Origin of the sequence: Microbacterium sp. (genome assembly GCF_043427715.1) — a bacterium.
Taxonomy (GTDB): Bacteria; Actinomycetota; Actinomycetes; order Actinomycetales; family Microbacteriaceae; genus Microbacterium.
On sequence record NZ_JBHWTD010000092.1, the window covers coordinates 1 to 13153 of the forward strand.

The following is a 13153-nucleotide window of genomic DNA, read 5'->3' on the forward strand; positions in this document are numbered from 1 at the left end:
CCGGGGAACGGGCACCCCCATCGACGGTCTCTCGAAGACCTTCACCACCGGTCGCCGTTCGGTGACCGCCCTGCAGGACACCCACCTGCACACCGACAAGGGCTCGTTCCTGTCGCTGCTGGGACCATCGGGATGCGGCAAGTCGACGATCCTGCGGATTCTCGCCGACCTCGAGCGCCCCACCAGCGGGGCCGTGCTCGTCGACGGGAAGACTCCCTCGGAGCTGCGCCGCGACCACGAGCTCGGCATCGCATTCCAGGATCATGCGCTGCTGCCGTGGCGGAGTGTGCTGACCAACATCCGGCTGCCGTTCGAGATCGCCGGGCGCACGCCGGACAGGGCCTACATCGACGAGCTCATCGGACTCGTCGGGCTCCGGGGGTTCGAGAAGGCCAAGCCCGCTCAGCTCTCCGGCGGCATGCGCCAACGCGTGTCGATCGCCCGCGCGCTGAGTCTGAAGCCGTCGGTGCTCCTGCTGGATGAGCCCTTCGGCGCGCTCGACGACATGACCCGCCAGAACCTGAACCTCGAACTCCTCCGCATCTGGACCGAGAAGCCCGCGACCACCCTGATGGTGACCCACGGCATCTCGGAGGCGATCTTCCTCTCCGACCGCGTCGCGGTGATGTCCCCCCGGCCGGGCCGTGTGAAGGAGATCATCGAGGTCGACCTGCCCCGTCCCCGCTTGCCCGAGATGCAGCGGACCCCCGAGTTCCACGCCCTCGTCGACCAGGCGTCCGAACTGCTGTTCGGCGACGACGGTCGCGCCGACGCGGAGGCGTGATGAGCAGACTCCGGATGCCGCGTGCGCTGGCGGCCGGGCTGGGCGTCGTCGCGCTGATCGGCGCGTGGTGGCTCTTCTCCGTCACGGTCTTCACCCCGGCGGAGGGCACGACGTTCACTCCGGTCCCCTCCCCGTGGACGGTGTTCTCGACGATCTTCTCCGACGGACTCGCCGCCTATTGGCCGGTGTTCCAGGTGACGATCTCGGAGGCGCTGGTCGGGTTCGCCTGGGGCAACGGGATCGCGCTCGTCCTGGCATCCGTCGTGCTGCTCGTGCCGAAGGCGGAGACCGTCATCACGCAGATCGCGGTGGTGAGCTACTGCCTGCCGGTGGTCGCCGTCGGCGGCATCGCGATCGTCGTGCTCGGCGGCGCGAAGCGTGCTGGCGACCCGAGCGCGACCGCCATCTTCCTCGCCGCCCTCGCGGTGTTCTTCACCACCGTCGTCGGCGCGCTGCTCGGCTTCAAAGCCGCCGAGCGCGCCTCACTCGACGTCGTGCGAGTGTACGGCGGGTCGCGGTTCACGCAGCTGCGCAAGGTCCGCCTGATCGCGGCGGCGCCCGCGATCCTCTCCGCTCTCCAGATCGCCGTGCCGAGCGCCTTCCTCGGCGCGATCCTCGGCGAGTACATGGGCGCGATCGATCGGGGCGTCGGGATCACGCTCATCAAACTCCAGGGCGACCTCGACTCCCCCCGGGTGTGGGCCGTCTTCCTCCTCACCGCTGCGGTGGCGCTCATCGGCTACGCGCTCGTCGGCCTCGTCTCGCGCGTCGTGACCCCGTGGGTGTCGGGTCGGACGGTGGCCCCGTGAGGACGCTCTCGAAGCCGATGGGGAAGACACTGTGGAAGTCACTGGGCCGCTCCGCCGCGAACGCGGCGCTCACCCTCGTGATCGTGCTCGCACTGTGGTGGGCGGTCGTCTCGCTCACCGGCATCTCTCCCTACGTCGCGAAGGGTCCCGCAGACGTCTGGGAGTTCCTCTTCACCGCCGAGGATGCCGCAGAGAACCGCGCCGGCCTCTGGCCGTTGCTGGGCCAGACGCTGCAGGACTCCGCCCTCGGCTTCGCGACCGGCATGGCCGCCGCCCTCGTGCTCGCTGTCGCGTTCTCGCTGTCGCGGGCGGTCGAGGCGGGTGTCATGCCGCTGGCGCTGCTGCTGCGCAGCGTCCCGCTGGTCGCCATCGCCCCGGTCATCATCCTCATCACGGGGCGCGGCACCGCGGCATCCGTCGCCGTCATCGGCAGCATCGTGGTGCTGTTCCCCGCCCTCGCCTCGATCCTGTTCGGACTCTCGCGCGCGTCGCCGCAGAGCCTGGATCTCGTGCACGTCTACGGGGGCGGCAGGTTCGCGCAGCTGCGCAAGGTGAACATCCCCGGCGCCCTGCCTTCGCTGTTCGCAGCGGCGCGGGTGTCGGTGCCGGGCGCGGTCACCGGCGCACTGCTGGCGGAGTGGCTGTCGACCGGCACCGGCATCGGCGGGATGATCCAGAAGTTCACGGCGCAGGCGCGCTTCGACGATCTGTGGGCGTCGGTGGCCGTCATCACGCTCGTGACGCTGGTGCTCTACAACCTCGTGCAGATCGTGGAGAACGTCATCCTCGCCCGGATGGGCATGGCGACGACGGTCGAGTGAGCCGGCGCTGCTCTCAGTCGCGGCTGAGGATGCCCACCCACTCGCGGCGCTCGCCTGTCGGTTCCGGCGGAGGCCGCTAGCCTCGAACGCATGCGCCAGGTCAGCATCAGCGTGCCCACGGAATCCCTCCACGCCGCCCTGCAGGGCACGGAGGGCGTCGACGTGCTGCTCTGGCCGATGGACGGCCCGCCTCCGCGGGAGGACATCGACATCGTCGTGCTGCCCTACATGAGCCTCGGCCGCGCCCTTCCCCACCTCGCCGAGACGCGGAACCGCCTCGTCCAGGGTCAGTCGATCGGCTACGAGGGCCTCGAGCAGCAGCTGCCGGCGGGCACCGTCTTCGCCAACGCGGCGACCGTGCACGAAACGTCCACCGCCGAGCTCGCCCTCGCGCTGACCCTCGCCGCGCAGCGGGAACTGCCCCGCTTCGTGCGGGCGCAGAAGACCGGCGACTGGGCGCCGGTGCGCGCCGCGAGCCTCGCCGACCGCCGCGTCCTGGTGCTCGGCTACGGCGGCGTGGGGAAAGCGACCGCCGCGCGGCTGGCCCCCTTCGAGGTCGAGGTCGTGCCGGTGGCGACCCATACGCGGGAGGAGGACGGCGTGCACGTACACGGCGTCGACGAACTTCCGACGCTCCTGCCGACCGTCGACATCGTGATCCTCACGCTGCCGGGCGGTGCCGCCACGCGGCGCATCGTGGATGACGCGTTCCTGTCGGCGCTTCCGGACGGCGCGCTCGTGGTCAACGTCGGACGGGGGTCGCTCGTCGACACCGATGCCCTCGTCGCGCACCTGCAGCGGGGGCGGATCCGCGCCGCGTTGGACGTCACCGATCCCGAGCCGCTGCCGAAAGACCACCCGCTGTGGACGCTCGACGGCGTGCTCATCGCTCCTCACGTCGGTGGTGCGACGACCGCGATGTTCCCCCGGGTCGAGAAGCTCGTGCGGCGTCAGATCGCGCATCTGCGGCGCGAGGAGGATGTCGAGAACGTCGTCCTGCGGACGTGATCTCAGCGATCCCCCGCCAGCAGCGCGCGCGGATTCTGCAGCCGCCACTTCTCGCCCGGATCGGTGATCGACCCGACCACCCGAAGCGGTGCCGACACCGTCCGCTCCCCCGCCGTCCAGGTGATGGAACCAACCTCCTCACCGTCCACGAAGTTCACCGGCGTCGAGAGATCGATGTCGGCCTCGATCGGGGTGTCGCCCCACACCAGCAGCGACGGCACTGTCCCCAGCGCGACCTCGACGCTGTCGCCCCACGGGGTCGTGTAGGTCGTGAGGACCTGACCGGTCTGCGCGGGCGTCACCTGCTGGAACCCCGCCCGAAGCGAGGAGAGCACGCGGCTGCTGGCCCCGGCCACGGATGAACGCGTGTCACCGCCGAGCAGCACCCCGACCACCTGGAGCGACTGTTCCAGCCCCACGTCCAGTGTCGCGGTATAGATCAGGTTCGATCCGCTGTCGGAGAGCGTCCCGGTCTTCAATCCCGTGGCCCCGTCCACACCGAGCAGGTCGTTCGTGTTGATCAGGACGCCCGGGCCCTCGACCTCCGTGCGCCTGGTCCCGGCGAGGTCCGCGACGACCGGGTGAGCAGCCGACAGGCGGCCGAGTTCGATGAGGTCGGCGGGCGTGGATCGGTTGCGCGGGTCGATCCCGGTCGGTTCGACCACGGTCGTGTCGTCCAGCCCGTGCTCGTCCAGCCACTCCCCCGCAGCGCGGACGAAGGCCGCCTCCGACCCGTAGGCCCACCGCGCGACCGCGGTCGCGTAGTTGCTGGCGGACGGAATCAGCACCGTCGCCAAGGCGTCGCGCAGTGACAGCGCGGTGCCCCGAGGCATCGGAGCGACCGTTGCGTTCTGCACGTAGTACCGGTCATAGAGAGCGCGATCGGAAGCGCCGAAGGTGATCGTCGGGCCGTTCTCGCCCGCACCGATCGGCTGGGCGTCGAGCACGACGAGGGCGGTGATGAGCTTCGTGATGCTGGCGATCGGCCGCTGCCCCTGATCGCCCGCTGTCATCCAGATCTCATCCCCCGAGACGCCGAAGAATTCCTCCGCGCCGGCGACCGAGATGGCCGACGAGCCTCGCGAGGGCAGCAGGTCGTCGACCGCAGAGGTCACCGGTACCGCCGGCGCCGTCACCCGTCCGGGCGTCGGCTCGGGCAGCGGGGCGTTCAGGGCCCACGCCGCGTAACCGCCTGCTCCCACCGTCGTCGCCACGATCGGGATCGCCACGGCCAGGGCGATCCGCCGGAGCCACCTCTTCCGTGTGGCAGCGGCGGCGGCCGACCCCGGAGCGGGCCGCTCGACGACCTGCGCCTCGCTCAGAAGCGACGCGAACCGATGCAGCTCGTCTTCTTCTGCGCGCGGACGCGCATTCTCCTCTTCCCCCATCGTGCCCCCCGGCCTCGATCACTCGGTCGAAAGGGTGGTCTCCCACCCGGTCATGTCGTGACGTCCGCCGCCGTATTCGGCCGGCGGCCACTTCTCCACCCGATGCGGATCCGGCCGTCAGGACCGATCACACCGTGAACACACTGTGCACGGGACCACAGACACGCTGCCCCCCGAGCGCCGCCAGCTCCATGAGCACGGCGGTCCCCGCGAGCGAGTACCCGAGCTGCTCGAGCAACCGCTGCCCGGCACGCAGGGTGCCGCCGGTGGCGAGCACGTCGTCGACGAGCAGCACACGGGTGCCCGCCGGCAGGTCATCGCTCATCTCGATCGTCGCAGTGCCGTACTCCAGGTCGTAGCTGACGGCTCCCGCCGGCCGCGGCAGCTTGCCCGCCTTGCGGATCGGAGCGAGCCCCGTGCCGGATGCCACAGCGACCGCGCCCGCGAGCAGGAAGCCGCGCGCCTCGACGCCGGCGACCACGTCGAACGTGCCGGCGAACGGCTCGATCATCGCCTCGGCGACGGTGCGCAGGCCCGCGGCATCCGCCAGCAGCGGCGAGATGTCGCGGAAGAGGATGCCCGGCTCCGGGAAGTCGGGGATCGTCGCGATCAGGGACTCGGCACGGTGGAGGGCGTCGGAGGCGGCAGAGGTCACCGGTCAAGGCTACCCGCGCCGACCCCGCGCAGTTCCCGATCCGCCGGCTTGCGGACGTCGATGCGCAAGCGCTTGCGCTACGCTGTCGCTCATGACTTCCCCCTCCACGCTCGCCCCCATCGGTGAGAGCCGTCCCGGCGCCGAATGGTGGCGCACCGCCGTCATCTACCAGATCTACCCCCGCTCGTTCGCCGACGCCTCGGGCGACGGCATCGGCGACCTCCCCGGCATCACCTCGCGCCTCGATGACCTGGCCTCGCTGGGCATCGACGCCCTGTGGCTGAGCCCGTTCTTCACGTCGCCGCAGAAGGACGCCGGCTACGACGTCGCCGACTACCGCGACGTCGACCCGCTGTTCGGCACGCTCGCCGACTTCGACGCGATGCTCGAGGCGGCACACGCCCGCGGCATCCGCGTCATCATCGACCTCGTCCCGAACCACTCCTCCGACCAGCACGTCTGGTTCCAGGCCGCCCTCGCCGCAGGCCCGGGCAGCCCCGAGCGCGCGCGGTACATGTTCCGCGACGGCCAGGGCGAGCACGGCGAGCTGCCCCCGAACAACTGGGAGTCGGTCTTCGGCGGTCCCGCGTGGACCCGCGTCGAAGACGGCCAGTGGTACCTGCACCTGTTCGACAGCTCGCAGCCCGACTTCGACTGGCACAACGAGGAGGTCCGCGAGGAGTTCCGCGGCACCCTCCGCTTCTGGCTGGACCGCGGGGTGGACGGCTTCCGCGTCGACGTCGCCCACGGTCTCATCAAGGCCGACGGCCTGCCCGACTACACGCCGCCGGAGGATGCCGACTCGATGGGCGGCGAGGAGCCGGTGCCGTACTGGGGTCAGGAGGGAGTGCACGACGTGTGGCGCGACTGGCACCGCGTGCTCGCCGAGTACGAGGGCGACCGCGCGCTCTGCGCCGAAGCCTGGCTGCCGACGGTCGACGAGACCGCCAAGTGGGTGCGCCCCGACGAGATGCACCAGGCGTTCAACTTCCCGTACGCGATGAGCGAGTGGGATGCCGAGCAGCTCCGCGAAATCATCAGCGAGTCGCTGCGCGCCTTCCCCGCCGTGGGCGCCCCCGCCACCTGGGTGCTCTCCAACCACGACGTGATCCGTCACGCGACCCGCCTGGCGATGCCGGGCCACCCGCAGGGACACGGCGTCGGCCCCACCACGGAAGGCAAACCCGACCCGGCCGCAGGCCTCCGCCGCGCACGCGCCGCCTCGACGCTCATGCTGGCCCTCCCCGGCTCCGCCTACCTCTACCAGGGCGAGGAGCTCGGCCTTCCCGAGGCGATCGAACTGCCCGACGAGGCGCGCGAGGACCCGACCTGGTTCCGCACGAACGGCGAGCGCTACGGCCGTGACGGATGCCGCGTGCCCATCCCCTGGAGCGCCGCCGACCCCGCGTTCGGCTTCAGCCCGACCGGTGAGAGCTGGCTGCCGCAGCCGGCCGAGTGGGCCGCGTACGCCCGCGACGCCGAGGAGGCCGACCCCGAGTCGACCCTGTGGCTCTACCGCACCCTCCTCGCCACCCGCCGCGCGCACGACCTCGGCGCGAGCGAGCTGGAGTGGCTGGACGGGTACGGCGATGACGTCATCGCGATCCGCACCGGTGCCGTCACCGTGATCGCGAACATCGGCACCGAGCCCGTCACGCTCCCGCAGGGCACGCTGCTCGTCGCGAGCGACACGCTCGAGGGCGCCGAGCTCCCCGCCGACACGACGGTCTGGATCCTCGCGGACTGACCGTGACCGGTATCGACGACGTGGCCCGGGCCGCCGGAGTCTCGGCGGCGACGGTCTCGCGGGCGCTCAGCGGGCGCGGACGCATCTCCGATGCGACCCGCGCCCGCGTGCGCACCGCGGCGGCCGAGCTGGGCTACGTCGTCTCGGCCGCGGCATCCGCTCTCGCGACCGGCCGCGCGTCGAACATCGGCGTCCTCGTACCGCTGCTCGACAGATGGTTCTTCTCCAACGTGCTCGACGGGATCGCGAGCCGGCTCGCCCCACGCGGGTACGACATCACGCTGTACAGCATGGGCGAGGACCCGGCGCAGCGCGCAAGTGTGCTCGACGTCTCGCTGCGTCGGCGACGGGTGGACGGGCTCATCGTCCTGTCGGCGACCCTCGCGGAGGACGAGGTCGACCGGCTGCTCGCCCTCGAGCTGCCGGTCATCGGACTCGGCGCGACCAGCGGCCGACTGCCGGTGCTCCGCGTCGATGATGCCGCCCTCGCCCGGCTCGCGACCGAGCATCTGCTGGAGCTCGGTCACCGCCGCATCGCGCACATCGGCTACAGCCGTGACGGCGACCCCGGGTTCGACATCCCGTCGCTGCGCCGGTACGGGTTCGCCGAGGCGATGGCGGATGCCGGTGTCGCCTCCGCCCAGTTCGCCCCGGCCGAGTTCACGATCGAAGAGGGGCACCGGGCGGCCGGCGTGCTGCTGGACGGCGCCGAACCTCCCACGGCGATCTTCGCGGCATCCGATGAGATGGCCTTCGGTGCGCTGTTCGCGGCGCGCGAGCGCGGACTCGAGGTGCCGCGCGATCTGTCGGTGATCGGCGTCGACGGCCACGAGATGAGCGGCTTCTTCGAGCTGACGACGATGGCGCAGTTCCCGCACGCACAGGGTGAGCGGGCGGGCGACGCGGTGCTGCGCGTCATCGAAGAGGGATCGGATGCCGCGGACGAGGCGCTCCCGTTCGAGCTGGTGCGACGCACCTCGACCGCCCCTCCGGCATGAGCGCGATGCGGGGCCTGTTCAGGTGATCGCCGTAGGCTCGGAGGTATGACCCTCGACCTCGACGCGCTCTACACCGACCTCCACCGCCACCCCGAGCTCTCCTTCCAGGAGACCCGGACGGCAGGGGTCATCACGCGGGAGCTCGCAGGTCTCGGCATCGAGTTCGAGGAGGGCATCGGTCGCACGGGTGTCGTCGCGGTGCTCCGCAACGGCGACGGACCGGTCGTGTGGCTGCGCGCCGACATGGACGGACTCCCCGTCGAGGAGCAGACCGGACTGGCCTACGCGAGCACGGCGCGCGGCGTCGACCCTGCCGGCGTCGAGGTTCCCGTCATGCACGCGTGCGGTCACGACATGCACGTCACCGCCCTGCTCGGCACGCTCGAGAAGCTGCAGGCCACGCAGGACGAGTGGGCGGGCACGGTCGTCGCCGTCTTCCAGCCCGCCGAGGAGTACGGCGCCGGCGCGCAGGCGATGATCGCCGACGGCGTCCTCGACCGCTTCCCCAAGCCCGACATCGTGCTCGGACAGCACCTCACCCCGCTCCCCGCCGGCACGATCGGCGTGCGCTCGGGCACCCAGATGGCGGCCTCCGACGGCCTCACCGTGCGGCTGCTCGGCCGCGGCGGTCACGGCTCGCGCCCGCACTCCACGATCGACCCGGTCGTCATGGCCGCCGCCACCGTGATGCGCCTGCAGACGGTCGTCTCGCGCGAGATCGACCCCCGCGAGATGGCCGTCGTCACCGTCGGCTCGATCCACGCGGGCCTGAAGAACAACATCATCCCCGCCGAGGCGAAGCTGGAACTGAGCCTGCGCTACCCCGACGACGCCGCCCGCGCCGACGTGCTCGCCCGCGTCGAGCGGATCGTGCGCGCCGAGGCCGCGGCATCCGGAGCAGAGGAGGAGCCGGTCATCACGACCGATCACACCCTCCCGCCGACCATCAACGACCGCGCCGCCACGGAGCGCCTCACGGCCGCCTGGGACCAGGCGTTCGGCGCCGGCACGGTCGTCGACCCGGGCATGTTCACGGGCAGCGAGGACGTCTCGTGGTTCGCCCGCGAGGCCGGCGTGCCGCTCGTGTACTGGTTCTGGGGCGGTGTCGACCCGCAGCAGTACGCCGACGCGGAGGCCGCCGGCACGATGGCCCGCGACATCCCGACCAACCACTCACCGTTTTTTGCACCGGTGATGCACCCCACCATCGAGCGCGGCGTCGACGCGCTCACCGTCGCCGCCCGGGAGTTCTTGGCATGACGAAGCCCCTCGACATCATCGACGACGAGCCGGACCGTCGCACCCCGCTGATCCTCGGGATCATCGCGGGCGTGCTCGCGGTCGCGGTCGTCATCGCATTCGTGCTGCTGCTCACCCGTCCCAGCGGCGACCAGCCGGCGGCGGAGGACCCTCCCCCCGGCCAGTCCGCCCCGCAGGAGCCGGCCGAGGAGCAGCCCACCCCGGAGGAGACCGAAGACGAGGCGCCGCCGAGCGAGCTGGCGGTGAACGGGCTCGGCCTGACGATCACGCAGGCCGACGGCACCGAGGTCACGCACGCCTGGGCGGACGACCCGGATGCCGCGATCGCCGCGCTCACGGAACTGTTCGGCACTGCGCCGACCGAGGACTTCCAGAACGGCGACGCCGAGAACTGGGCGTATGACATCTACATCTGGGACGGCTTCCGCTTCTACGACGTGTTCCTCGGCGACGGCGGTCGCTCGCGCTCGGAGGTTCCCGCCCCGACCTTCGTGAGCATCACCGGGCCGACGCCGGGAGAAGTCGGCATCGTCGACGAGTTCGGCGTGAGCGTCGGCGACACCATGGACGAGGTGCGCGCCCTCGACCCGACCGACGAGGTGAAGCTCTCCGACGGGCGCGTGCGTCTGGCACTCGGCAAGGGACGAGGCTCGTTCTACTCCGACGGTCGGCGCGCGTTCAACGCGTTCGTCGAATCGGATGCCGCGGGCACGACGGTCGCCTCCATCACCTACACGTTCCGCGCGCGCGGCCAGTGACGGCGGCGGGCTTCGCGCTCTGGCGCTGTGAAGCCCGTCAACCGCGGAGGAGCAACTCCTCGCGACGCGCGTTCAACCAGCCGATCCGCTGGGCGATGCCCTCGCTCCGGCCGACGAGGTCGGCATCGAGGAGCACCGCCCGTCCTCGCCTGCCCGCACCGGCGTAGCCTAGAGGGGTGAGTCTTCCCGCCCTGCCCGATGCCGCGACATTCGATGCCGTCGCGCTCCGCGCGGACTTCCCGATCCTGCAGCAGCAGGTGAACGGCAACCCGCTCGTGTATCTCGATTCGGGGGCCACGAGCCAGAAGCCGCGGCAGGTGCTTCAGGCCGAGTACGACTTCCTCACGCAGAGCAATTCCGCCGTGCATCGTGGCGCGCACACTCTCGCCGCCGAGGCGACTGACCTGTTCGAGGACGCCCGCGAGACCGTCGCCTCGTTCGTCGGGGCCCGCCCCGAGCAGCTCGTGTGGACCAGTGGGGCGACCCTCGGCCTCAACCTGGTCGCCTACGCGATCGGCAATGCGACCGCGGGACGCGGGGCCCCGGCATCCGCTCGATTCGCCCTGCAGCCCGGGGACGAGATCATCACCACGGAGATCGAGCACCACGCGAACCTCATCCCGTGGCAGGAACTGGCCGCGCGCACGGGCGCCGTGCTGCGACACATCCCGGTGCACGACGACGGCACCCTCGACATGGATGCCGCGGCCGAGCTCATCGGCGAGCGCACCCGCATCGTCGCGTTCACGCACGTCTCGAACGTCCTCGGCATCGTCAACCCGGTCGCCGAACTCGTCGCGCTCGCTCAGGCCGTCGGCGCGTTGACCGTGCTCGACGCCTGCCAGTCGGCGCCTCACCTGCGCCTGGACCTGCCGGCCCTGGGCGTCGACCTGGCCGTGTTCAGTGGCCACAAGATGCTCGGACCGTACGGCGTCGGCGGCCTTTACGGCCGAAGCGATGTGCTCGAGGCCCTGCCTCCCTTCCTCACCGGCGGGTCGATGATCACGACCGTCACGCTCGATGAGGCCGGCTACCTGCCGCCGCCGCAGCGATTCGAGGCTGGCACCCAGCCGATCGGCCCCGCCATCGGCCTGGCCGCGGCCGTGTCGTATCTGCAGGATGCCGGGCTCGAGTCCGTCCACGCGCACGAGGTGCGCCTCGCCGAGCGCATGCGCGCCGGTCTCATCGAGATCCCCGGCATCCGCCTGCTCGGCGACGCCGACGGCGTAGAGCGTGTGGGCCTGTGGGCGTTCGACGTCGAAGGCGTGCACGCGCACGACGCCGGCCAGTTCCTCGATGCCCAGGGCATCGCCGTTCGCGTGGGCCACCACTGCGCGGCGCCGCTGCACCGCCGTTTCGGCATGACCGCGTCGGTTCGCGCCTCGCTGGCGCTCTACAACACCGAGTCCGACGTCGACACCTTCCTCGATGCCGTCAGCGGCATCCGCACGTATTTCGGAGTGAACGCATGAACGGACTCGACTCGCTCTACCAGGAGCTGATCCTCGACCACTCGAAGCACCCGCACGGGCAGGGGCTCGCCCCCGAGGAGGGGCGCAGCGCCAGCTCGCACCAGCACAACCCGATGTGCGGCGACGACATCACGCTCCGCGCGCGGGTCGACGACTCCGGGGAGCGGCTCATCCAGCTGACGTGGGAGGGCTCGGGATGCTCGATCTCGCAGGCGTCGGCGTCGATGCTCGCCGCTCTCGTCGAGGAGGACGGCGGCGACGACGGCCTCACGCGTGAGGAGATCACGCGCCTCATCGAGGGGTTCCGCGAAGCGCTGCGCTCACGCGGCAAGATCCCGCTCGATGAGGAGATCTACTCCGACGCCGCCGCCCTGTCGGGCGTCTCGAAGTTCTCGGCGCGCGTGAAGTGCGCGATGCTCGCCTGGGTCGCCCTCGAAGACGCCCTCGCCCGGGCCTGAGCTCACGCGGAGGCGAGCACCGTCTCCTCCATGCGGGCGTACGACGTCTCCATCCCGTCGCCCATGCCGGTGCCGAGGATCATGTCCCGCGTCTCCTTGTCGGGGTACTCGATGAGCGTCGTGATGAGCGTCGCGCCGTCCTCCTCGTAGAGCTGCAGGTCGTTGAGCGTCGACGGACCGTCCATGCCCGACATCTTCTCGGTCGTCACGGCCCGCCACGGTGCCTCGATGAGGAGGGCCTCGCCTTCGAAGCCGAACGCCGTCTCGGGGGCGCCCTCCTGCTCCCAGGCGTAGCGGTAGGCGGAGCCGACCGCGGTGGCCGGCTCCGCGGCGGTCATGACCCAGCCGTCGGGACCCAGCATCCACTTCTTGAGGAGCTCGGACTCGTGGTGCGCGCGCCACACCAGTTCGCGGGGCCCGTCGACGAGCCGGGTGATCCGCACGTGGGTGTCATCGAGAAGCTCGACCTGCGTCCCCCTGCCCTGTGCGTACTCGCGGAGGTCGCGGAGCACGGCGTCGAGCTGGGCCATCGCCATGCGGGAGCCTTCGACGGCGCCCATCGCCACGACCTGCTCGAGCGCTTCCGCCGAGGTGAAGTAGGTCACGTTCGTGAGTCGGGATCCGGATGCCGTGGCGTCGAAGCCGAACGTCATCCGCATCGCCGGGAACCCGTCGAGCGGTTCGCTGTCCTCGCCGACGAAGGAGTCGAGCACCTCGAAGCCGGCTCCCTCGTCGATGGCGAGGATCTCCCACCTGCCGCGGGACTTCTCTCCCTTCGGGCTCGTCATCTCGTAGTGCACGTGCCCGCCGACGGTGAAGTCGAACGCCGTGAAGGTCGCCGGCCAACCGGGAGGGCCCCAGAACCGCTCGAGCTGGCGCGGCTGCGTGAACGCCCGCCACAGGCGCTCGACCGGAGCGTCGACGTCGGCGGTGAGCGTCATGGTGAGGTTCTCGGGATCGGTGGTGATGTCGGTGACAGGCATGTCCTTCTCTTC

Annotated in this window: 13 protein-coding genes; 10 read left to right on the forward strand and 3 right to left on the reverse strand. The window is 71.0% G+C overall.

The window, feature by feature from the left end; translation table 11 throughout:
* From ACHFGS_RS09265 to ACHFGS_RS09280, 4 genes are all read left to right on the forward strand, one after another.
* A partial coding sequence (locus tag ACHFGS_RS09265) for an ABC transporter ATP-binding protein (RefSeq protein ID WP_394289399.1) occupies positions 1–784 on the forward strand: 784 nt, incomplete at its 5' end.
* A complete protein-coding gene (locus ACHFGS_RS09270; protein ID WP_394278176.1) occupies positions 784–1593 on the forward strand; it encodes an ABC transporter permease in 810 nt (269 codons plus the stop codon). The genes ACHFGS_RS09265 and ACHFGS_RS09270, both read left to right, overlap by 1 nt.
* The gene (locus tag ACHFGS_RS09275; RefSeq protein WP_394278175.1) at positions 1590–2414 is read left to right on the forward strand and encodes an ABC transporter permease; all 825 of its coding nucleotides are present in this window, start codon (positions 1590–1592) and stop codon (positions 2412–2414) included. Before ACHFGS_RS09270 ends, ACHFGS_RS09275 begins: the two co-directional genes overlap by 4 nt.
* A gap of 90 nt (positions 2415–2504) precedes the next feature.
* A complete protein-coding gene (locus ACHFGS_RS09280) occupies positions 2505–3422 on the forward strand; it encodes a 2-hydroxyacid dehydrogenase (protein WP_394289400.1) in 918 nt (305 codons plus the stop codon).
* Positions 3423–3424: 2 nt separating this feature from the next.
* Here ACHFGS_RS09280 and ACHFGS_RS09285 read toward each other — a convergent pair whose 3' ends face one another.
* Both ACHFGS_RS09285 and ACHFGS_RS09290 read right to left on the reverse strand, forming a co-directional pair.
* Positions 3425–4810, reverse strand: a complete 1386-nt coding sequence (locus ACHFGS_RS09285; protein WP_394278507.1) for a D-alanyl-D-alanine carboxypeptidase family protein — start codon at positions 4808–4810, stop codon at positions 3425–3427.
* A gap of 127 nt (positions 4811–4937) precedes the next feature.
* Positions 4938–5465, reverse strand: a complete 528-nt coding sequence (locus tag ACHFGS_RS09290) for an adenine phosphoribosyltransferase (protein ID WP_394278506.1) — start codon at positions 5463–5465, stop codon at positions 4938–4940.
* 91 nt (positions 5466–5556) lie between these two features.
* Between ACHFGS_RS09290 and ACHFGS_RS09295 the strand changes: the two genes are divergently transcribed.
* From ACHFGS_RS09295 to sufU, 6 genes are all read left to right on the forward strand, one after another.
* Positions 5557–7212, forward strand: a complete 1656-nt coding sequence (locus ACHFGS_RS09295) for a glycoside hydrolase family 13 protein (protein WP_394289401.1) — start codon at positions 5557–5559, stop codon at positions 7210–7212.
* A gap of 2 nt (positions 7213–7214) precedes the next feature.
* Positions 7215–8210, forward strand: a complete 996-nt coding sequence (locus tag ACHFGS_RS09300) for a LacI family DNA-binding transcriptional regulator (protein ID WP_394279214.1) — start codon at positions 7215–7217, stop codon at positions 8208–8210.
* A gap of 45 nt (positions 8211–8255) precedes the next feature.
* Positions 8256–9470: an amidohydrolase gene (locus ACHFGS_RS09305; RefSeq protein ID WP_394279209.1), complete on the forward strand. Its 1215-nt coding sequence runs from the start codon at positions 8256–8258 to the stop codon at positions 9468–9470.
* Positions 9467–10228 (forward strand): hypothetical protein, encoded by a 762-nt coding sequence (locus ACHFGS_RS09310; RefSeq protein WP_394279210.1) that lies wholly within the window; start codon positions 9467–9469, stop codon positions 10226–10228. Before ACHFGS_RS09305 ends, ACHFGS_RS09310 begins: the two co-directional genes overlap by 4 nt.
* A gap of 176 nt (positions 10229–10404) precedes the next feature.
* Complete coding sequence (locus tag ACHFGS_RS09315) at positions 10405–11700, forward strand: SufS family cysteine desulfurase (RefSeq protein WP_394279211.1); 1296 nt, start codon at positions 10405–10407, stop codon at positions 11698–11700.
* The gene (gene sufU, locus ACHFGS_RS09320) at positions 11697–12158 is read left to right on the forward strand and encodes a Fe-S cluster assembly sulfur transfer protein SufU (RefSeq protein ID WP_394279212.1); all 462 of its coding nucleotides are present in this window, start codon (positions 11697–11699) and stop codon (positions 12156–12158) included. Before ACHFGS_RS09315 ends, sufU begins: the two co-directional genes overlap by 4 nt.
* Before the next feature lie 2 nt (positions 12159–12160).
* On the opposite strand, the gene ACHFGS_RS09325 is transcribed toward sufU, so the two are convergent.
* A complete protein-coding gene (locus ACHFGS_RS09325; protein WP_394279213.1) occupies positions 12161–13141 on the reverse strand; it encodes an SRPBCC domain-containing protein in 981 nt (326 codons plus the stop codon).
* Positions 13142–13153 lie beyond the last annotated feature (12 nt).